Here is a 19,773-nt window from a genome sequence, read left to right as displayed (position 1 = left end):
AGACTGTCACTCCTTTAAATCTTCCAATGTGGCGTCAGCCATGAAGTGGAAATGTCGAAGAAAATGGGTTCGTGCTGAATCTTATCCCCAATAAGCAATATATAGAGACAAAAAAATATGGATAAACTTGAATTGTTCACAACTTTATCCACAGCTTGTTGATAATATATAGAACAAACAAATCTATTCACATTCAAAAGTAATACCATCATAGCAAAACGTCCCTTGTTTTTCAATGAGCCGAGCCATTTTATCCACAAATTCAATCACTTGTGTATAATTTTTAAGCACAACACAAGATATTGTTGATAATTTGTTTACCGTTCGACAGTTTCTGTCAGACGTCTATTTTTTTATACACAGGTTGTGCTCAATATTCCGGGAGTGGATAACGTTTTTAGTCACAGGTGGATAACTGGATAAGCTTGTGGATACTTTTTTCGGCGGCGGAGGCTGTGGATAAGGCGATTTATAAAAAGAGGAAGGAAGCAGTGAGAGACAGTTGACTTTTGGGACATTGGTATGCTTTAATATATAAAGGTGTTTTCTGTGAGGATATGTCTCCAAAATTAATTGATGATACTTGTAGATACTGTCCCTACTCAAAAGGACGGCTTAGACCGTTTCTGCTAATATGACAGTAATTAAGATCCTGTAAGGGAGGTGCAATACATGAGACCGACGTTCAAACCGAATGTGAGCAAACGCAAGAAGGTACATGGTTTCCGCAAAAGAATGAGCACGAAAAACGGCCGTAAAGTGCTGGCAGCCCGCCGCCTGAAAGGCAGAAAAGTTTTGAGTGCGTAAGTTAGGCCACTTAGGGACCACTGCGGTGGTCCTTTTTTAAATATAAGGGGCTATTAAGCTGTCCTGAATTTTTGCTTCCTTATATAGGGCAGAAACGGATACCAGTCTCAAGCAGAGGATCGCTCCGCTTCTGCCGGTTGTGTATGAATATGGATGAGGCTCTGCAAAGGCTGTTTGCTACAGTTTGCGGGCCTTTTTTAGATGGTAAAGCTTTAATTATATTTGAAATCCCTCAACGCACTTGAATTAGCAACTGTATAAAGACATCACTTTGCGGGGCTATTTTATGTATACGCATATAGGGGAAGTAACATGCCTGGTCCGGGGAACAGCCGTTTATGACGGCAGCAGGATGACAATACTTAGTAGAAGAATATTTTCCGGAGCTAACCGAGCTTCCGGTATTTGAATAGGAGATTCCCGTGCACAAAAGTCTACGATTAAGAAACCGTGCGGACTTCAGCCGCGTATACCGCCATGGGAAGTCATTTGCGAATCATCAGTTTGTTGTGTATTGGTTCAGCAGAAAAGAGGTAGAGCGGTTCCGGCTTGGTGTTTCGGTCAGCAAAAAGGTCGGAAACGCTGTCGTGCGAAACCGCATGCGACGGCTGGTGAAAGAGATTGTCCGCCATCATGAGCCGGAAATAGCCGGCGGGCTGGATCTGGTGTTTATCGTGAGAAAGGGAGCCCTGGATAAGGATTATGCAGAGCTCGAAAAAAGCGCGCTTCATGTGCTCCGCAAAGCCAAGCTGCTCAAGGCTTCACGCAAGTAGCTGCCGCTGAACAGGCTTGTTTATTTGTCTTCATAATTATGGTATGATTTACGGTGCAGTGCAATGTTTAAGAGAGGGGTTTTGAGGTGTCTCTATTGAAGACTAGACGAGGAAAAATGTTTCTTCTCCTCGGGTTAATGATTCTGATGATCGCTGTTCTGTCGGGATGCTCTCCGTCGTCGACTACAGTGACGCATACTACGGAGGATTTAAAAAACGGAAGCTTCTGGCAAAGTAATGTGGTATATTATTTCGCCATAGCGCTGGATACGTTTGCTAATTGGTTTAACGGACAATATGGACTGGCAGTCCTTGTAATGGTTATCATTGTCCGCACGCTGATTCTGCCGCTTACCATGAAACAGGTAAGAAGCTCGCGTGCGATGCAGGCCATTCAACCGGAACTCCAGAAAATCCAGAAAAAATATAAGGATCAGCCTGAAAAGGTGCAGCAGGAAACGATGCGCCTCTTCCAGGAGAACAAAGTCAATCCAATGGCGGGTTGTCTGCCGCTGATTGTGCAAATGCCAATTTTTATCGCGCTTTACAACTCGATTTACTATAATCCGGATCTGCGCCTGCATTCGTTCCTGTGGCTCCAGCTCGGCGAACCGGATAAATTGTTTATACTGCCGCTGTTAGCTGCGGCTACTACGTTCCTTCAGACCCGGATGATGACCAAGATGAATCCGGTTCAGCAGCAGGGTCCGATGCAGTTCATGATGATGGTATACCCGGTTCTGATTTTCATCATGTCATACAACTTCCCTTCAGCGCTGCCGTTGTACTGGTTCTATAGTAACCTTTACACCATCATTCAGAACTACTTCTTATACCGCAACAACGATAAGACCACATTGGCTGTCGCAGGTGCCGGTAACAGCAAAGAAGTCAATCTTGTGAAGGGCAAGGATTCAGGCGCCCGCAAGGATGTTACTCCCGCTGCAAAAGGCAATAGCGGCAAAGCGAAGGGAGCCAAAAAGTCAAAATGAGCAAAGTCGTCGCAACAGGGAAAACCATTGAAGAAGCTGTAGAACGTGGCCTTAGTCAGCTTGGAGTTCAAAAAGACCGGGTAACGGTTAACGTACTTGAACAGCCGTCAAAAGGATTCCTTGGATTGATCGGTGCGAAAGGCGCCAAGGTAGAGCTTACCTTGATACCTGAAGCCGCACCGGCTTCAGCGGCGAGTGCTCCGTCACTGCCTCAGCAGTCACCACGAGAGAGCAAACAGGAGGCTGGCGGCGGTGTGCCGCGCCAAGATTCCGGACAACCGGCAGAGGAAGCTTACCAACAGGCCGTTCATTTCATTGTCGATGTCGCCAAGAGCATGGGGCTTACTGTTGAAGTAGAAATCGTTCATACCAAGGAATCGACCATTCTGCAAATTTCCGGTCCGGATCTGGGCCTTCTGATTGGCAGAAGAGGACAAACTCTCGATGCTCTGCAGTATTTGGCTAATATTGTGGCCAACCGTTATTCTGACAGCTTTGTCCGTCTGGTGCTGGATGCGGAGAACTTCCGGGAGCGCCGTAAGAAGACTCTGGAGGAGCTGGCTGACCGTCTGGCCGGCCGTGTGGTCAGAACCCGCAAAGAGGTTGTACTTGAGCCGATGTCACCGCAGGAGCGTAAGATCATTCACTCCAGACTGCAGGATCATCGTCAGGTTAATACACTCAGCAAGGGCGAAGAACCAAACCGGCGTGTTGTTATAACATTGAAGTAGAGACTAAATATGCTGCAATGACTCCTTGTCCAATGTAAGGGGTCATTGCTTTTTTTGAAAGATGATAAGTTATGTATTGGCTACTAATAAAGTCTACTTGAGATATTAAACATTATATTGAGGTGAGAAACAGCATGCTTAGTGACACCATTGCAGCCGTATCGACGGCACTGGGCGAGGGAGGAATTGCGATTGTCCGGGTAAGCGGGCCGGAGGCGATATCACAGGTGGCCCCTTTATTCCGCGGCAGGGCTCCTCTTACCGAGGTTGACTCCCATACCGTCCAATACGGCCATATTATCAATCCTGCGGACGGGGAACGGATGGAAGAGGTATTGGTTACGGTGATGAAGGGACCGCGTTCTTTTACTACAGAGGATGTGGTAGAAATCAGCGCCCATGGCGGGGTAATTTCAGTAAGAAGAGTAATGGATCTGCTGCTGCAGCAGGATATCCGTCTGGCCGAGCCGGGTGAATTCACCAAGCGTGCATTTTTGGGCGGCCGGATTGACCTGTCCCAGGCTGAAGCGGTGATTGACCTGATCCGTTCGAAGTCAGACCGGGCCTTCTCCGTTGCCCTGAAGCAGGTCAGCGGTTCTTTGTCTGAGCGGATTAAGACATTGCGCCATACTCTAATTGAAACATTGGCTCATATTGAGGTTAACATTGATTACCCTGAGCATGATGTGGAAGCACTGACTGCAGATTTTATTAAAGAGAAGAGCAGCCTGGTTATGGCCGGTATTGATAAACTGCTGAAGACCGCCAATGAAGGTAAAATTCTGCGCGAAGGCATTACGACGGCGATAGTCGGCCGCCCTAATGTTGGCAAGTCCTCCTTGCTTAATGCGCTTGCCCGTGACAACAAGGCGATTGTAACCGATATTCCGGGAACAACGCGTGATGTAATAGAAGAGTATGTAACGATTAACAATATTCCTTTGAAGCTGCTGGATACTGCGGGTATCCGGGAAACGATGGATGTGGTTGAGCGAATCGGCGTGGAGCGTTCCAAAGCCGCATTCAGCGATGCCGACCTTATACTGCTTGTGCTTAATGCAAATGAAGAGCTGCATGAGGACGAACTGGCACTAATGGAACAAATCCACGGTAGACAAGCTTTAGTCATCATGAATAAAATGGACTTACCGCCACAGCTGGACAAGGCCAAGCTGCTTACCTTTTTTGAGGAGTCCAGTATTGTGCCGATGTCTGTGCTGGAGGAGGAAGGGCTGGACAAGCTGGAGGAGGCTATTTCAGAGCTGTTCTTCGGCGGCAAGCTGGAATCAGGCGATCTGACTTATGTAAGCAATGTACGGCATATCGCTCTGCTTAAAAAAGCACACAAATCACTGCAGGATGCCTATGAGGCAGCAGAGATGCTGGTGCCGATTGATATGATCCAGATTGACGTGCGTCTGGCCTGGGAGCAGCTCGGGGAGATCATCGGGGATACCGCTGCCGACTCGCTGCTTGACCAGATTTTCTCACAATTTTGTCTAGGCAAATAAAAGGTTCACGAATATATATTAACTGCATATTTGCAGTCAGGAGGAATTGGAATGGGTTATGAAGGAGGCAGCTATGACGTAGTGGTCATAGGCGCCGGCCATGCCGGCTGCGAAGCGGCTCTGGCTGCAGCCCGGATGGGCTGCAATACACTGATGATTACTATCAACCTGGATATGGTGGCTTTTATGCCATGTAATCCGTCCATCGGCGGACCGGCCAAGGGCCATGTAGTCCGTGAAATTGACGCGCTTGGCGGCGAAATGGGCCGCAATATTGATAAGACCTTTATTCAGTTGCGTATGCTTAATACAGGCAAAGGGCCGGCGGTTCATGCGCTGCGCGCCCAGGCGGACAAGTTCCTCTATCAGCATGCCATGAAAGAAACGATGGAGAAGACGCCGAATCTGACACTTCGCCAGGGGATGGTAGAGGAGCTGATTGTCGAGGACGGTAAATGCGCTGGCGTGATTACAAAGACAGGGACAGTGTACCGTAGTAAAACCGTTATTTTGACAACCGGAACGTATTTGCGCGGTAAGGTTATTATGGGTGAGCTGACGTATGAGAGCGGACCGAACAACCAGCAGCCTTCTGTACGCTTGTCCGAAAATCTGCGTGAGCTTGGCTTTGAGCTGGTCCGGTTCAAGACAGGTACACCGCCGCGTGTACACAGGGATACGATTGATTTTTCGAAGACAGAAATTCAGCCGGGTGATGACAAACCGAAGTTTTTCTCTTTTGAAACCAAATTCTCGGATAATGAACAGCTGCCCTGCTGGCTGACCTATACACAGCCTGTAACGCACCAGATCATCAATGATAATCTGCACCGTGCTCCAATGTTCACCGGTATTATTGAAGGAACAGGTCCGCGTTACTGCCCATCTATTGAAGATAAGGTGGTACGTTTCAGCGACAAGTCACAGCACCAGATTTTTCTTGAACCGGAAGGAAAAAACACTTCTGAATATTACGTACAAGGCCTGTCCACCAGCTTGCCTGAGGATGTGCAGTTAGCCGTGCTTCGTTCCATTCCAGGGATGGAAAAGGTAGAAATGATGCGCAATGGTTACGCGATTGAATATGATGCCATGGTACCTACCCAGCTGTGGCCGTCACTGGAAACAAAACGTCTGCCTGGCTTGTTCACTGCGGGACAGATTAATGGTACCTCCGGATACGAGGAAGCCGCAGGGCAGGGCGTAATGGCCGGCATTAATGCAGCCCGTAAGGTACAGGATAAAGAACCTGTAGTGCTTGACCGTTCACAGGGTTATATCGGGGTATTGATCGACGATCTGGTGACTAAAGGTACTAATGAGCCTTACCGCCTGCTTACCTCGCGTGCCGAGTACCGGCTGCTGCTTCGCCATGATAATGCAGATCTGCGTCTTACACCAATCGGACATGAAATCGGACTTATTCCGCAGCAGCGCTTTGACGCCTTTATTCATAAGAAAGAAACGGTTGAACGTGAGATTGTCCGCCTTCAGGAAACTAAGGTTAAGCCGGTGGAGGTTAATGAAGTTTTGGCAGCTTATGAATCGGCTCCTATTGTTGACGGATCGAACCTCCTTGTCCTGATGCGCCGTCCGGAGGTTGCCTACAGCTTTGTAGACCAAATTTCTCCCTCACCCGAACCATTGGATGAAGAGATGAAGGAACAGGTAGAAATCCAGATTAAGTACGCCGGATACATCGAGAAGCAGCTGGCTCATGTGGAGAAGCTGCAAAAGATGGAGAAGAAGAAGATTCCTGATGATATTAATTATAATGAAATTCATGGACTGGCAATGGAAGCCCGGCAGAAGCTGACCAAGATTGCGCCGATTTCAATTGGACAGGCTTCCCGGATTGCCGGAGTCACTCCGGCTGATATTTCGATTCTGCTTGTGCACTTAGAGCATTATAACCGGGTGACAGCAGCGAAAGGATAACTTATGGACAGCACAACAACACAGTTTGTTACTCTGTTGCAGGAGAAGGGCATTGAGCTTTCTTCCCGGCAGCTTGAACAGTTTGAGCTATATTTTCAGGAGCTGGTTTCCTGGAATGAGAAGATGAATTTAACGGGTATTACGGAGCGCGATCAGGTATATACCAAGCATTTTTATGACTCGCTGTCACTTGCCTTTTATATTGATCTAAATGAAGTAAATAGTCTGGCAGATATCGGATCAGGTGCAGGCTTTCCCGGTATTCCGCTTAAAATTTGCTTCCCGCATATCAAGCTGACCATTGTTGATTCGCTCAGCAAAAGAATTTCCTTCCTTCAGCATATCTGTGACACGCTGAAACTTGACGGCGTACAGCTGATTCATGGGCGGGCGGAAGACATTGCAAGACAGTTGAAACATCGTGATGCATATGATGTAGTTACTGCCCGTGCGGTGGCCCGCCTGTCCCTGCTGAATGAATTCTGCCTTCCATTTACCCGCAAGGATGGAATCTTTGCAGCGATGAAGGGAAATGACCCGGGTGAGGAATTGACTGAAGCAAAGCGCAGCTTTAAGGAATTGCGTGCTGAACTGAAGAAGGTTGAATCGTTCAGTCTTCCGGTGGAAGAGTCGGCGAGGCATATTGTAATGATCCGCAAGACAGGAGCTACACCAGCCAAATATCCCCGCAAGGCAGGAATGCCGGCTAAAGCACCACTGGTATAGATGTTTCACGTGAAACATTTTTATCCAATTTATTAGCTCGTTTGATAGGAAGCCCTTAGTTGCTAAGGGCTTTTTATTTTGTCTGAAAATGCTATAGGTTGAACTAAAGAATAAATAAAGGGAAAAGTGGCGGAGGGGAATTTTGGAGCTGTAGGAGCGGTAGTGACCGCCTGAAAGCTTTTCGCAGAAAAGCTCACTTCGGAAGCATAAGCTGTCTGCGGATTTCTACCGTTAAAAACGGCATAAATCGAGAAATCTGCAGACAACAGCGGCCGGAAGTCCACACATTCTCTGGAGTCACGGCAAAGCCCAAAACATAAAATCATTCGTTCTATTTAAATGAATAACATTTCAATTATTTTAAAAGGCAGGAAAAATAGGTCTTTACGGAGAATATGATTATCAGAGGAAAAGTGATAGAATAATATAGTATCAGATTTTAGAGAAGGCTGTACGATAAGCTTGTGCCAGGCTAGGTTAAGAGGATCGTACTATATTGAAACTAGGTGGTTATGGACGGAATGAAAGAACAATTCACCAAGCTTTTTGGATTTAGCGAGCGGAGCAGCGGAGAAGAGGTCAAACAAATCCCGGTTCATGAGGTTATCAGCAGTCCTTATCAGCCCCGGACGATTTTTGATGACGAGAAGATCGACGAGCTCTGTCAGACCATCAAAACTCACGGAGTGATTCAACCGATTGTTGTACGCGTACGCGATTCCCAGTATGAGATTATTGCCGGGGAACGGCGTTGGCGCGCGGTCAAAAAGCTCGGCTTGGATACCGTTCCAGCGATCGTCCGCGAGTTCAATGATTCCCAAGCTGCCTCAATCGCTCTAATTGAAAATTTACAGCGTGAGGGTCTGACTTCTATTGAGGAAGCAATTGCTTATCAGAAATTGATTGATCTTCATCAACTGACTCAGGAAAGCCTAGCCCAGCGTTTAGGTAAAAGCCAATCCACAATCGCCAACAAGATCCGCCTGCTGCAGCTCCCGGAAGAAGTGAAGACAGCGCTTATGGAGCGGCAGATCACGGAGCGGCACGCCCGTTCTTTACTTTCCCTGGATAGTGTAGAGATGCAGCTTAAGGTGCTGGGAGAGATCATCTCTAAGGAACTGAATGTTAAGCAGACAGAAGCGCGTATTGCTTTCTACAAGGCACTTAGCCAGACTACCAAAAAATCAAAACGGGTTTCCTACACTAAGGATGTTCGTCTAGCTCTTAATACAATTCGTCAATCCATTGATATGGTAACAGGCTCAGGAATGGAGATTAAGACTTCGGAAAATGACCGTGGTGACCATTATGAGATTGTGATTCAGATCCCTAAACGATAAATTGTTTCAAAAGCTGAAGGCGGCCCTGAGGTGATTGGCCGCCTTTTCTGTGACTGCATGCGGATTGTACCGCTGTATACTAATTATTGAAGCTACTATATGTATATTTGTCTATTTTCTCGCATAACTGTTGCCGTTCAATACGTTACAACTTCACGAACTACAAGATGATTCTTTCTAACAATTCGAGGTGAAATAAGTGTCCAAGATTATTGCCATTGCAAATCAAAAAGGCGGAGTCGGAAAAACGACAACCTCTGTCAACCTGGGTGCCGGCATGGCTAAACTGGGGAAGAGAGTGCTTCTTGTCGATATTGATCCGCAAGGCAACACTACAAGCGGCGTTGGCGTCAACAAAGCGGATGTAGCGAATTGCATTTATGATATTCTTATTAATGAGGTTAATCCGCAGGAGACAATTCTGCATACCCAAATAGATGGGCTGCATATTATACCGGCAACGATTCAGCTGGCTGGTGCAGAGATTGAGTTGGTATCAACAATTTCACGGGAATTGAAGCTCAAAAAAGCGCTGAATACCGTAAAAAGCAACTATGATTACATTATCATTGATTGCCCTCCATCTCTCGGTATTCTTACTATTAACTCGCTGACTGCAGCTGACTCGGTAATCATTCCAATTCAATGCGAGTATTATGCACTCGAAGGGCTGAGCCAATTGCTCAACACGGTACGCCTGGTGCAGAAGAATCTCAATCCTCATTTAAGCATTGAAGGTGTATTGCTGACTATGCTGGATGCCCGGACAAATCTGGGGATACAGGTTATTGAAGAGGTTAAAAAGTACTTTCAAGAGAAGGTATATAGAACGATTATTCCCCGCAATGTCCGTCTTAGTGAAGCTCCTTCACATGGACAATCCATTATTACTTATGATCCCCGTTCCAAGGGAGCAGAAGTGTACTTAGAGTTGGCAAAGGAAGTGGTTTCATATGAGTAAGCGTTTAGGTAAAGGTCTAGATGCACTGATTCCATCCTTATCGATTAATGAAGATGACAAGGTTGTCGAGATTCCTTTAGGCCAACTGCGGGCCAATCCTTATCAGCCGCGCAAAGACTTTAATGAGGATGCGATCCAAGAGCTGGCTGAGTCCATTAGACAGCATGGAGTGATCCAGCCAATTATTGTTCGCAGTGTACTTAAGGGTTACGAAATTATAGCCGGTGAACGAAGATTCCGGGCCTCACAGTATTGTGGAAAAGCAACAATTCCTGCTGTTGTAAGAAGTTTGAGTGATCAGCAGGTAATGGAAATTGCCTTGATTGAGAATTTGCAGCGTGAGAATCTCAATGCAATGGAGATTGCTGTTGCTTATCAGGGGCTGATGGATCAGTTTACGCTGACCCAGGAAGAGCTTTCCTTAAAGGTTGGGAAATCCAGATCACATATTGCTAACTTTTTACGTTTGCTGTCTTTGCCTGAGGAAGTTAAGGATTATGTTTCACGTGGAACAATTTCTATGGGACATGCCCGGGCAATTGTAGGTCTAAAAGATTCTGAGGTTATTAAACAGTTGGCTGAGCAGTGTGTAGAGCAGCAGTGGAGTGTAAGGCAACTGGAAGAGGTAGTCAAAAACCTTGACCGCAAACCGGCTGCAGGGGAAAAAACAAAGGTAGTGAAACGTGATCCATACATTGATAATGTAGAAGAAGGATTGCGGGAGAGATTTAAAACAACGGTGAAAATTAAGCAGGGCAAGGATAAAGGGAAAATCGAAATTAATTATTATAGTGCCCAGGACCTGGAAAGATTGTTGGAGCTATTGGGTAACTGATTCTAAATATGCAAACGCGAAAACATATCCTGAGGTATCCCTAACACGGATATGGAGGGGTATGTTTTTTACACTTTTAAAGGAGGTGGATGATGGACACATTGGTATATTTAGATCACGCGGCTACATCATGGCCTAAGCCGCCAGAGGTAGCTGCAGCGGTGATGGAGGCCTTGGAACAGTCAGGAGCCAATGCAGGACGCGGCAACCATTCGCTGGCCATAGGGACAGGTAGAGTGCTTGTGAGAACGCGCAGCATGCTTGCTGACCTGTTTGGGGTATCTAATGCGCAGGATATTGCTTTTACCCATAACACGACTATGGGGCTTAATATGGCTATTAAAGGTACGCTTCAAGCAGGGGATCATGTCATCTCAACCATGACTGAGCACAATTCGGTGCGGCGTCCGCTGGAATACCTGCGCAGAACAGCTGGTATAGAGGTTGATTATGTGTGTGTGAATGAAGAAGGGCAGGTGAACCTGCGGGAGCTCGAACAGCTGTTTAGATCTAATACCAAAATGGTGATCTGCAACCATAGCTCAAATCTGCTGGGAAGCATTCTCCCTGTAGGTGAAATTGGCGAAATCGTAAAAGCGCATAAGGCCGTTTTTTTGGTGGATGCTGCACAAAGTGCCGGAGCACTAGACATTGATGTGCAAAGGATGAATATTGATCTGCTTGCTTTTCCGGGGCACAAGGGCCTGCTTGGACCACAGGGGACAGGGGGACTCTATATTTCACCGGAGCTTGAACTTGAACCTTTAATGCATGGGGGAACCGGCAGCCAGTCTGAGAGCAGTGAGCAGCCGACTGTCCGCCCTGACCGTTATGAGGCAGGAACCCAGAACGCAGTCGGCATTGCCGGGTTACTGGCGGGGGTACGTAAAATAAAGTCCCTGGGCACACATAATATCCATCAGCAGGAATGGCTGCTGACCCAGCAGCTGATGGAAGGTTTAGCGGCAATTCCGGGCCTAAGGCTGATTGGACCCAAATTAGGGGCTCCGCGGACAGGAATAGTGTCTTTTACAATCGACGGACAGGAATCAGCAGCGATTGCCCACCGGCTGGACCGTGAGTATAACATTGCTGTAAGGGCCGGCATGCACTGCACTCCTTTAGCCCATAAATCAGCTGCCACGCTGGAGAGCGGGGCTGTCAGAGCAAGTGTAGGCATCAGCTCAACTGAGCATGATATAAACAGAATGCTGGATGCCATGGAGGAGTTATACGGCCGGGCCCGCAGCAGCAGATAAATACAAAGGATGGTCCATACATGTTAGAGTTGAATCAAATAATTAATGAACAGATCTCACTGATTATGTTTGCTGCAGTAATTATTATCTTAATACTGGTTATTATGCAGATTGTTCAAGGCAACAGGCTTCGCAGGATGCGGCGTAAATATGAGGCAATGATGAACGGAAATGGTGTTGAGGATCTCGAAGGCCTGCTGATTGATCTAAAGAACCAGGCTGAGCGTCTGGATGAAGGACAGCGTGAGCATAAGTTGATGATTGAAGCGGCGCAAAATAAAATGCGCGTTATGAAATCAAAAGTTGCTGTGAAGCGGTATAATGCTTTTGGAGAGCGCGGCAGCGACCTGAGTTTTTCTGTGGCGATTATTGACGACGGCGGTAATGGGGTAGTCTTAACAAGTCTGCATAACCGCGAGAATTCATATATTTATGCCAAGCCGCTTGAGAACGGAGCATCACAGTATCCGTTATCCCCGGAAGAGAAGGAGGTTATTGCTCAAGCGCAGCAGCAGAATTAGCGTGGATATTCCACTGTTTTAAGGCAGAGAACAGGCTGACTGCAATAATGTCTGATAAACGCATCACAAGACTGAGCCGGGTATTCTGCAGGACAAAGTACTCCATGAATCCGCCGACATTAACAATGCCGGTCAGATGAATATCTCCGACAGGAGGTAACTGCTTGTTCACGCCGGCACCGGGACGCAGAGGACCGTCGACAACCTGAATGCAGCCTACACTGGCGGAGTGCCCCAGACAGGCATCAATACCGATGATAAAGGGGTCGTTGTGCTTGTTATAAATGAGGGTCAGTGTCTCCTCCAGATTAACGGCATGCACAGGCTCGTCCAATGTTCCGTACAGGTGGAACAGGGGGCTGTGGAAGCGGGATAAAGCAGTGCCTACAAGCGGGCCCAGAGAATCGCCGGTAGAGCGGTCAGTGCCTACGCAGACAATAACAATTGGAGTGTCCGGGCGGGTACGCGAAAAGTGGAACAGCAGACGGTGAGTGATTGTCGAGTAGATGTTAGGGTCAGCATGCGATATTTTAAGGCAGGACGGCTCTGGCAGAGGGGCAGCATTAGATGATAAGTTCATATAAACTTCCTTTCTTCGGAGCGGAGCTTCTACGAAAATACCAGCAGATATCCCATTTCAAAGATTGCTGATACAGTAATGCAGCGGTCCGCGGGAGACTTGATGATCCTAGTATATGGATGGAAAAGGCTTTTTATACTACAGGTGCAAGAGATAGGACCATAAGCCCAGAGGGAGCGATGGAGATGGGGGAAGAGCTGCTGATTGCGTTCGATTCGACCCAGCAGGCACTGCGTGCAGAAATGCTGCTGGAATATGCGGAAATTGAAATAGATATCTTCCCGACACCCAAGGAGATTACAGCAGGCTGTGCGATGTCGATTCAGTTTTTTAGAGAGGATCTGACAGGGGTAAAGGAAATCATCACCGGGCAGAACGTTGAAATCCGCGGAATTTTTAGCAGAAATCAAGAGGGTAACGGGTATATAGAGATAAATGATTAATGAGGGAGGGACCTGAGTGCAAACCTGGAGGTTGGAATCTGCAGCAACTGGTGCTTTGGATGACGCTGTCCGGTTCAAAGACAGAGTGTGGAACTGGGTAACGGATGCTGATATGTGGGCGAATTTTTTGTTTTCGGGACTCAGAATCGTATCCATTTTCCTGTTGACCCGGCTGATTATCAAAGTGGTCTATAAAGTCATCGACCGTTCGATGGAAAAAGAGGTGACCAGCAGCAGGCTGCTGGCGAACAGCCGGCGTTTCTCTACCGTGGGCGGACTTCTGAAAAATGTCGTTACGGTCATCTGCAATTTTGTGATGATTATGCTGATTCTCTCCGAATTCAACTTCGACCTCGGTCCGCTGCTGGCAGGGGCAGGAGTAGTGGGTCTGGCTATCGGTTTCGGAGCGCAGAGTTTGGTCAAGGATGTAATTACCGGGTTCTTTATTATCTTTGAGGATCAGTTTGCAGTAGGTGATGTGATTCAGACCGGCACTTATAAAGGAACTGTAGAGATGATCGGGCTCAGAACGACCAGACTGCTCAGCTTTACAGGTGAAGTTCATATTATTCCTAACGGTTCGATTGTCAATGTAACCAACTATTCTTTGGCTAATGCGATGGCTGTAGTGGATGTGCCGGTGAAGATTGAGCGGGGACTGGAAAATACACTTGCCCTGATTGGTGAAGCTCTGCAAGGAATCGAGGAGCGCAGTGACAACATTATCGCTTACCCGAATATTCTGGGTATTCAGTCGATGAGCACTTCGGAGTTTGTGATCCGGATAGCCGCTAATTGCCAGCCTAATGCCCGTGATGCGGCACAAAGGCAGATCCAGAGCGATATTAAGCAGGCGCTGGAAAAGCAGATCGGCCAGGAGGAAGCGGAAGCGGCGCGTAAGGCGTTGGAGCAGGAACAGCAGGCATCCAGAGCGGCCATTGAAGCCGAGCTTGTAAAGGCGGCCAGGGAGGCCAGTGAGACGGCTGGAGTAAACCCGAGAAGGCAAATTGCTGCTGCGCAAGAGGGTGAAGAGGAGGATAAGTGATGGAACGGAAGGTGTTTGAGCTTGGGGATATTGTGCTAATGAAGAAGCCTCATCCCTGCGGGACCAATGAGATGGAGATTATCCGCATGGGGATGGACATCCGTATTAAATGCACCGGCTGCCAGCATAGTGTGCTGGTTCCCCGCGCGAAGTTTGAGAAGAACCTTAAAAAGGTGCTCCGCTCAAAGAGTGCTTCAACAGGGACTGAAACACAGAATATTTAAGCTTGCAAAAGTAAAGGCATCATGATACAATAGGTCTTGCTGCGGAGAGGTACCCAAGAGGCCCAAGGGGGCTGACTCGAAATCAGTTAGGCGTGTCAAAGCGTGCGTGGGTTCGAATCCCACCCTCTCCGCCACTACAGCATTTTATAACATTACCCTTCAGACCTTCGCTGCTGCGGAGGTTTTTTTGTTGCCTCGATAAATCAATGCGGTGTTGTTTGTGCAACGCAAAAAGGAAGATCCTTGCGGATCTTCCTTCAGAGGCAGTACATCAATGATGTTCGGATTATTTCTGTCTAAAGCCGCTAAAGCGCTGGGTATTGCAAAAGCTGATGCCTTTTTAAAGATAAGAAAGTTTAGGTTGCGCCATAACTTTGGCTTTATCTTTCACGCAGATACGGACACCGTCCAATGAGGACGGAGAAGCCGTTTCTGCTTGAGGGCCAGCTTCACGGTTCCCGGGTGACAATAGTTGCTGAATCAGAATCCCAGTGATTGTGTTCGTCTACGACGTACAACGGAACCACACCTCTCTTTTGTACTGCCTGGGTTTATTATGTGCTTTTGTTCATGTTTTATACATCTCCGGAAAAATTAATGGACACGCGCCTTCTCGACCTTTTTCCACTTGCGGTCCTTATTGGTGGTCTCAGGGAAAATGTCGCCTTTCTCCATTGTAATCCGCTTCGGATTCTGGATTTGAGTGTGGAAGCTGCGCGCTTCGCCTACCTCTGTGTATACACCGGGATTCGGTGCACGGTCCCCTTTTTCATACTCTGTCTGCTCGCCCATTATAATTCCTCCTGTTCAAGAGTTATAATTACAGGTCTATTGTGCACAGCAGAGGAAGGCTTCATGTAGCTAAAAAGTACCTGCGGGATCTGTTGTATGATATTGCTTGCAATCAGCTGAGCAATTTGGTAAACTGATTTGGTGCGAGTCTATGTTTGTGCTCGTTCCTTGCTCCTGACATGATCAGGGGCCGAAGACCATAAGGAGGTGAAATTTATGCGCAAATATGAAGTGATGTACATTATTCGTCCTGATATTGAACAAGAAGCCGTTCAAGCAGCAGTCGAAAAATTCCAAGGCATCATCTCCAACGGCGGGGAAATTACAAAGCACGATGTGCAGGGTAAACGCCGTCTTGCGTATGAGATCAAGAAATTCCGTGATGGCGTTTATGTATTGGTTAACTTCACTGCAGAACCTGCAGTAGTTACTGAGCTTGAGCGTATCATGAAGATTTCCGACGAAGTAATTCGTTATCTCATTACGAACGACGTTGCCTAAGATCGAGACAAGCTTTGTAACAAATCGCGTTTAAGGAGGGGATTGTATTGTTGAACCGTATCATTCTGATCGGTCGGTTGACCCGTGACCCGGAACTTCGTTATACTCCTGCTGGTGTTGCCGTAACACAGTTTACGCTTGCCGTAGACCGTAACTTTACGGGCCAGAACGGTGAACGCGAAGCGGACTTCATCCCGGTAGTAACCTGGAGACAGCTGGCTGAGACCTGTGCCAATTATTTGCGCAAAGGACGTCTGGCAGCCGTAGAAGGACGCATCCAAGTACGGAATTACGAGAATAACGAAGGCAAACGTGTATACGTAACTGAAGTTATTGCTGATAATGTCCGTTTCCTGGAATCCTCGCAGAACCGTGAAGGCGGAAATGCACCAAGCGGCGGAAGTATGCCTGAAGAGCCTGCCTATGGCGGCGGTAACGGCGGTAACAGTGCACGCGGAAATAACAACAATTTCTCGCGCAGCAACAATAATCAAGATCCTTTTTCGGGCGATGGAAAACCGATCGATATATCGGACGATGATTTGCCATTTTAATAAGGAAGGACTGAAAAGAACATGGCTTTCAAACAAAGAGAAGGCGGAGACAACGACAAAAGACCGGCACGTCGTGGTGGACGCAACAAGCGCAAAAAAGTGTGCTACTTCACTGTGAACAAAATTACTCACATTGACTATAAAGACACTGAGCTTCTCAAGAAGTTCATCAGCGAACGCGGAAAGATTTTGCCGCGTCGTGTAACAGGTACAAGTGCAAAATACCAACGCGCTCTGACCATTGCTGTAAAACGCTCGCGTCAAATCGCGCTGCTGCCTTACACAACGGAATAGGACGTTTTATAAAGCAGCCGGCATAGCCGGCTGCTTTTTTGCTGCGTTCCGGGCGGAATTTCAGCAGCAAACACAGACTTGGTAGCTTTTACTGCAATTGTATATAATAAAAGCAATGACGGCTGCATACTGCACCTGTCCTATCAAATTCCCTGGAGGCATGATCATGATCAGTGCAAGCCCTTATGTAATAATTGAAAATGTGCGGGAATCGGTGGAGTATTACCAGAGCGTATTCGGCGGTGAAATTAAGGTGCTGAATGAGCATAACGGCAAGCTGCTGCATGCTGAGCTGCACCTCGGGTCCAGCCTGATCCATTTCTCTGATGATTACGGCCGCGGAGCCAAGACAGGGAATGTCAGCATCATCATGGCACTGGATAGTGAAGAAGAGCTGCGCACGATCTACGGAAAGCTGGTAGAAGACGGCGGAAAGGTACAGGTAGAGCTGCAAAAAACCTTTTTTGGCGCACTGCATGGACAAGTATCGGATGTCAGAAACGGAATCACATGGGTGTTTAATTATTTCGCCGGGAATTGACGTGCTTAGCAGAATGTAGTAAATTACAGGTATCCTATAACTAAAGGGGAAATTTTGATGTCGGTGAGCGTTCTTAACTAAGCAATTTCATATCATCTGAAGGTAAGTAGCAGCAGGATCAGCTTGGGCTGAGGGCTTGCTCTGTTTAGGTATGTACTACAACGTACGTACTTAACAATTACCGTAAAGGTGGATGATTAGTTAAGAACACGCGAAGCGTCAACATTGGCCTCTTTACCGGCTATTGTTCTCTTTGTGATAAACCGTGCTCTTGAGCACGGTTTTTTCTGTTTTCCAAAGGGGCAATACCATCTAAAAGAGGGCAAGGACTGCGTTGTGCAGTCTTTGCCCTTTTTTGCGTTATTCAGGAGCAACTCAAATAACAGGCACGACCTAAAGGAGGATTACCAGTGAATACAGAAAGCTTGTGCACACTCGGATATGAGGAAATTAAGCAGGAGGTTATGCGGCATGCGGTCTCTTATGAAGGGAGAAGGCTGGCAGGAGAGCTTGTCCCGATGATCTATCTGCCGGCAATACACAGGGCGCTCGAGGAAACAGAGGAGGCCAAGGAGCTGCTGGAGCGCGGAGCAAGCATTCCCTTGCCTTCGCTTGAGGGGATTGAATGGATCATCTCGCTCATGGGCACAGGATATTTGTACAATGAGCAGGACTTCACGGCGATTGCCACTTTTCTGAACAGCTGCAGCCAGCTGCGCAAATACATGGCCTCCAAGGAGCAGAGCGCACCGCGGATCGCAGCTTATGGGGCTTCACTACAGGAGCTGCGGCTGTTAAGGGACGAAATTGAGCGCTGCATCCGGTTTGGTGTAATTGATAGCCAGGCGAGCAAAGGGCTGGAGCGGGTGCGGAAACGGCTGACTGTGGCCAAGGAACGGCTGCAGCGCAAGCTGGAGAGTATTATGTCCCGGCATCAGTCTATCCTGCAGGAGAGTCTGGTCAGCATGCGGGGAGGCAGGTACGTTATTCCAGTGAAAAGAGAGTACCATAAGCAGGTAAAAGGCGCTGTGCTCGATCAGTCGACAAGCGGACAGACGGTCTTTGTAGAGCCTTATGAAGTTGCTGCTCTGCAGGGCGAGCTTGAGCTGCTTGCAGCAGAGGAGGCCAGAGAGGAAGGCATTATCCTGAGTATGCTGAGCGGCCTTGTAGAGCGGGAACAGGAGGCGCTGCGCATTAACATTGAAGTAACAGGCACATATGATTTCATCTTTGCCAAGGCTAAATATGCCCGGACTATAGGGGCGCGGAGGGTAGCCTTGAATGACCGGGGATTTCTGCGAATGAACGGCGGCAGGCATCCCGAGCTGAAGAGCATGGTGCCGGTCAGTCTGGAGTTCGGACATGGTTATAAGTCGCTGATCGTTACAGGCCCCAATACCGGCGGGAAAACGGTTGTCCTCAAGACACTGGGACTGCTGGCGGCTATGGTGCAATCCGGTTTACTGGTTCCTGTAGAGGAACAGAGTGAGTTCGCTGTGTTCAGAGAAATTATCAGTGTAATCGGAGACGGACAGAGCCTTACCCAGTCGCTGAGCACCTTCTCAGCCCAGATGAAGAGCATCGAAGGGATGCTGCGTAACGCAGGCAGCGGCGTGCTGCTGCTGATCGATGAGCTGGCCGCGGGAACCGACCCGGGCGAAGGCTTTGCCCTCTCAATCGCCATCCTCGAAGAGCTGAACCGCAAGGGGGCCAATATTGTCGTCACCACACATTTTAATGAGTTAAAAGCGTTCGCAGCCTCTACACCGGGATTCGAAAATGCGCGGATGGAGTTCGACAAGCACACACTGCAGCCGCTCTATAAGCTGACCATCGGAGAGGCTGGCGAGAGCTACGCCCTGCAGATTGCTGAGAAGCTCGGTATCCCGTCAGAGGTAATTAAGCGGTCCCATGAGCTTGCAGGCCAGCAGAGGCCGACGGGGAGCCGGATAACTGCTGACGGCGCGGCCATAAAGGCTCGTACCAGATATAAGACGGACAGAAGCAATGTGGCTGGGGCTGAAGCCGAGCAGCGTGAGGGCAAGCCGCCTGAGGACGCAAAAGCTGCAGGCCAAGGCTTTGAAATCGGAGATGCGGTATATATCAGCTCGCTTAATCGGACTGGAATTGTCTATGCGGGGCAGGACAATATGGGGATTGTCGGAGTAATGGTGCAAAAAGAAAAATTGCGGATAAACCATAAACGGCTGAAGCCGTATCTGTCAAAGGATGAGCTGTATCCTGAAGACTATGATTTTGATATTCTTTTTGAGAGTAAAGAAAACCGGAAAAAGCGCAAGCTGATGCGGAAAAAACATGTGGAGGGACTTAGCATTATCCATACGGAAGAAGAGGTGTGAACTGCCCGTACAGCGTTAAGGTCTGCCTGAAAAGGCGGGCCTTTT

At 48.0% G+C, this 19,773-nt stretch carries 22 protein-coding genes and 1 tRNA gene; 21 read left to right on the top strand and 2 right to left on the bottom strand.

The window, feature by feature from the left end:
* Window positions 1-672 precede the first annotated feature (672 nt).
* The 12 genes from rpmH (at window position 673) to NST84_RS30175 (ending at window position 12,394) form a co-directional block, all read left to right on the top strand.
* On the top strand, window positions 673-807 hold the full coding sequence (gene rpmH / locus NST84_RS30230; protein ID WP_019914530.1) for a 50S ribosomal protein L34: 135 nt from the start codon (window positions 673-675) through the stop codon (window positions 805-807).
* Window positions 808-1,229: 422 nt separating this feature from the next.
* Entirely contained in the window at window positions 1,230-1,580 is a 351-nt protein-coding gene (gene rnpA, locus NST84_RS30225) for a ribonuclease P protein component (protein ID WP_342563677.1), read from the top strand.
* A gap of 86 nt (window positions 1,581-1,666) precedes the next feature.
* Entirely contained in the window at window positions 1,667-2,572 is a 906-nt protein-coding gene (locus tag NST84_RS30220; protein ID WP_342563676.1) for a YidC/Oxa1 family membrane protein insertase, read from the top strand.
* Complete coding sequence (gene jag, locus NST84_RS30215; RefSeq protein ID WP_342563675.1) at window positions 2,569-3,303, top strand: RNA-binding cell elongation regulator Jag/EloR; 735 nt, start codon at window positions 2,569-2,571, stop codon at window positions 3,301-3,303. The genes NST84_RS30220 and jag overlap by 4 nt, the downstream gene beginning before the upstream one ends.
* Window positions 3,304-3,437: 134 nt before the next feature.
* Window positions 3,438-4,814 carry a tRNA uridine-5-carboxymethylaminomethyl(34) synthesis GTPase MnmE gene (gene mnmE / locus NST84_RS30210; protein ID WP_342563674.1) on the top strand — a complete coding sequence of 459 codons (1,377 nt, stop codon included), beginning with the start codon at window positions 3,438-3,440 and terminating at the stop codon, window positions 4,812-4,814.
* Between the two features lie 51 nt (window positions 4,815-4,865).
* On the top strand, window positions 4,866-6,752 hold the full coding sequence (gene mnmG / locus NST84_RS30205) for a tRNA uridine-5-carboxymethylaminomethyl(34) synthesis enzyme MnmG (RefSeq protein WP_342563673.1): 1,887 nt from the start codon (window positions 4,866-4,868) through the stop codon (window positions 6,750-6,752).
* Between the two features lie 3 nt (window positions 6,753-6,755).
* Complete coding sequence (gene rsmG / locus NST84_RS30200) at window positions 6,756-7,478, top strand: 16S rRNA (guanine(527)-N(7))-methyltransferase RsmG (protein ID WP_342563672.1); 723 nt, start codon at window positions 6,756-6,758, stop codon at window positions 7,476-7,478.
* Between the two features lie 521 nt (window positions 7,479-7,999).
* Complete coding sequence (gene noc, locus NST84_RS30195) at window positions 8,000-8,818, top strand: nucleoid occlusion protein (RefSeq protein ID WP_342566559.1); 819 nt, start codon at window positions 8,000-8,002, stop codon at window positions 8,816-8,818.
* Window positions 8,819-9,017: 199 nt separating this feature from the next.
* Entirely contained in the window at window positions 9,018-9,779 is a 762-nt protein-coding gene (locus NST84_RS30190) for an AAA family ATPase (RefSeq protein ID WP_342563671.1), read from the top strand.
* Window positions 9,772-10,614 (top strand): ParB/RepB/Spo0J family partition protein, encoded by an 843-nt coding sequence (locus NST84_RS30185; protein ID WP_342563670.1) that lies wholly within the window; start codon window positions 9,772-9,774, stop codon window positions 10,612-10,614. Before NST84_RS30190 ends, NST84_RS30185 begins: the two co-directional genes overlap by 8 nt.
* A 92-nt stretch (window positions 10,615-10,706) precedes the next feature.
* Window positions 10,707-11,873, top strand: coding sequence for an aminotransferase class V-fold PLP-dependent enzyme (locus tag NST84_RS30180; protein ID WP_342563669.1), 1,167 nt, complete (start codon window positions 10,707-10,709; stop codon window positions 11,871-11,873).
* A gap of 20 nt (window positions 11,874-11,893) precedes the next feature.
* On the top strand, window positions 11,894-12,394 hold the full coding sequence (locus tag NST84_RS30175; protein ID WP_342563668.1) for a DUF4446 family protein: 501 nt from the start codon (window positions 11,894-11,896) through the stop codon (window positions 12,392-12,394).
* On the opposite strand, the gene yyaC is transcribed toward NST84_RS30175, so the two are convergent.
* Complete coding sequence (yyaC, locus tag NST84_RS30170) at window positions 12,366-12,974, bottom strand: spore protease YyaC (RefSeq protein ID WP_342563667.1); 609 nt, start codon at window positions 12,972-12,974, stop codon at window positions 12,366-12,368. The genes NST84_RS30175 and yyaC overlap by 29 nt on opposite strands.
* A gap of 185 nt (window positions 12,975-13,159) precedes the next feature.
* Between yyaC and NST84_RS30165 the strand changes: the two genes are divergently transcribed.
* The 4 genes from NST84_RS30165 (at window position 13,160) to NST84_RS30150 (ending at window position 14,820) form a co-directional block, all read left to right on the top strand.
* On the top strand, window positions 13,160-13,417 hold the full coding sequence (locus NST84_RS30165; protein WP_342563666.1) for a DUF3343 domain-containing protein: 258 nt from the start codon (window positions 13,160-13,162) through the stop codon (window positions 13,415-13,417).
* Between the two features lie 16 nt (window positions 13,418-13,433).
* The gene (locus NST84_RS30160; protein WP_342563665.1) at window positions 13,434-14,462 is read left to right on the top strand and encodes a mechanosensitive ion channel domain-containing protein; all 1,029 of its coding nucleotides are present in this window, start codon (window positions 13,434-13,436) and stop codon (window positions 14,460-14,462) included.
* Entirely contained in the window at window positions 14,462-14,686 is a 225-nt protein-coding gene (locus NST84_RS30155; protein WP_342563664.1) for a DUF951 domain-containing protein, read from the top strand. The genes NST84_RS30160 and NST84_RS30155 overlap by 1 nt, the downstream gene beginning before the upstream one ends.
* Before the next feature lie 43 nt (window positions 14,687-14,729).
* Window positions 14,730-14,820, top strand: a tRNA-Ser gene (locus NST84_RS30150).
* A 460-nt stretch (window positions 14,821-15,280) separates the two neighbouring features.
* On the opposite strand, the gene NST84_RS30145 is transcribed toward NST84_RS30150, so the two are convergent.
* Window positions 15,281-15,478 carry a YjzC family protein gene (locus NST84_RS30145; RefSeq protein WP_039878033.1) on the bottom strand — a complete coding sequence of 66 codons (198 nt, stop codon included), beginning with the start codon at window positions 15,476-15,478 and terminating at the stop codon, window positions 15,281-15,283.
* Window positions 15,479-15,694: 216 nt separating this feature from the next.
* On the opposite strand from NST84_RS30145, the gene rpsF reads away from it, so the two are divergent.
* From rpsF to NST84_RS30120, 5 genes are all read left to right on the top strand, one after another.
* Entirely contained in the window at window positions 15,695-15,979 is a 285-nt protein-coding gene (gene rpsF, locus NST84_RS30140; protein WP_025706808.1) for a 30S ribosomal protein S6, read from the top strand.
* 47 nt (window positions 15,980-16,026) lie between these two features.
* On the top strand, window positions 16,027-16,533 hold the full coding sequence (gene ssb, locus NST84_RS30135; RefSeq protein WP_039878032.1) for a single-stranded DNA-binding protein: 507 nt from the start codon (window positions 16,027-16,029) through the stop codon (window positions 16,531-16,533).
* Between the two features lie 21 nt (window positions 16,534-16,554).
* Window positions 16,555-16,827 carry a 30S ribosomal protein S18 gene (rpsR, locus tag NST84_RS30130; RefSeq protein WP_019914552.1) on the top strand — a complete coding sequence of 91 codons (273 nt, stop codon included), beginning with the start codon at window positions 16,555-16,557 and terminating at the stop codon, window positions 16,825-16,827.
* 166 nt (window positions 16,828-16,993) lie between these two features.
* The gene (locus NST84_RS30125) at window positions 16,994-17,368 is read left to right on the top strand and encodes a glyoxalase/bleomycin resistance/extradiol dioxygenase family protein (RefSeq protein ID WP_342563663.1); all 375 of its coding nucleotides are present in this window, start codon (window positions 16,994-16,996) and stop codon (window positions 17,366-17,368) included.
* Between the two features lie 410 nt (window positions 17,369-17,778).
* Window positions 17,779-19,728 carry a DNA mismatch repair protein MutS gene (locus NST84_RS30120; RefSeq protein WP_342563662.1) on the top strand — a complete coding sequence of 650 codons (1,950 nt, stop codon included), beginning with the start codon at window positions 17,779-17,781 and terminating at the stop codon, window positions 19,726-19,728.
* The last annotated feature ends 45 nt before the right edge of the window (window positions 19,729-19,773 follow it).

The organism is Paenibacillus sp. FSL R7-0345 (assembly GCF_038595055.1).
Classification (GTDB): Bacteria; Bacillota; Bacilli; order Paenibacillales; family Paenibacillaceae; genus Paenibacillus_AQ.
The sequence above is the reverse complement of the archived record's forward strand: the minus strand, read 5'-3'. Positions and strand labels throughout refer to the sequence as shown.

Excerpts from the sequence above, each read along its gene's own strand:
- rpmH (WP_019914530.1), top strand. The coding sequence starts at position 673 with ATGAGACCGACGTTCAAACCGAATGTGAGCAAACGCAAGAAGGTACAT.
- jag (WP_342563675.1), top strand. The coding sequence starts at position 2,569 with ATGAGCAAAGTCGTCGCAACAGGGAAAACCATTGAAGAAGCTGTAGAA.
- mnmE (WP_342563674.1), top strand. The coding sequence starts at position 3,438 with ATGCTTAGTGACACCATTGCAGCCGTATCGACGGCACTGGGCGAGGGA.
- mnmG (WP_342563673.1), top strand. The coding sequence starts at position 4,866 with ATGGGTTATGAAGGAGGCAGCTATGACGTAGTGGTCATAGGCGCCGGC.
- rsmG (WP_342563672.1), top strand. The coding sequence starts at position 6,756 with ATGGACAGCACAACAACACAGTTTGTTACTCTGTTGCAGGAGAAGGGC.
- noc (WP_342566559.1), top strand. The coding sequence starts at position 8,000 with ATGAAAGAACAATTCACCAAGCTTTTTGGATTTAGCGAGCGGAGCAGC.
- NST84_RS30185 (WP_342563670.1), top strand. The coding sequence starts at position 9,772 with ATGAGTAAGCGTTTAGGTAAAGGTCTAGATGCACTGATTCCATCCTTA.
- NST84_RS30180 (WP_342563669.1), top strand. The coding sequence starts at position 10,707 with ATGGACACATTGGTATATTTAGATCACGCGGCTACATCATGGCCTAAG.
- NST84_RS30175 (WP_342563668.1), top strand. The coding sequence starts at position 11,894 with ATGTTAGAGTTGAATCAAATAATTAATGAACAGATCTCACTGATTATG.
- yyaC (WP_342563667.1), bottom strand. The coding sequence starts at position 12,974 with ATGAACTTATCATCTAATGCTGCCCCTCTGCCAGAGCCGTCCTGCCTT.
- NST84_RS30165 (WP_342563666.1), top strand. The coding sequence starts at position 13,160 with ATGGGGGAAGAGCTGCTGATTGCGTTCGATTCGACCCAGCAGGCACTG.
- NST84_RS30155 (WP_342563664.1), top strand. The coding sequence starts at position 14,462 with ATGGAACGGAAGGTGTTTGAGCTTGGGGATATTGTGCTAATGAAGAAG.
- NST84_RS30145 (WP_039878033.1), bottom strand. The coding sequence starts at position 15,478 with ATGGGCGAGCAGACAGAGTATGAAAAAGGGGACCGTGCACCGAATCCC.
- rpsF (WP_025706808.1), top strand. The coding sequence starts at position 15,695 with ATGCGCAAATATGAAGTGATGTACATTATTCGTCCTGATATTGAACAA.
- rpsR (WP_019914552.1), top strand. The coding sequence starts at position 16,555 with ATGGCTTTCAAACAAAGAGAAGGCGGAGACAACGACAAAAGACCGGCA.
- NST84_RS30125 (WP_342563663.1), top strand. The coding sequence starts at position 16,994 with ATGATCAGTGCAAGCCCTTATGTAATAATTGAAAATGTGCGGGAATCG.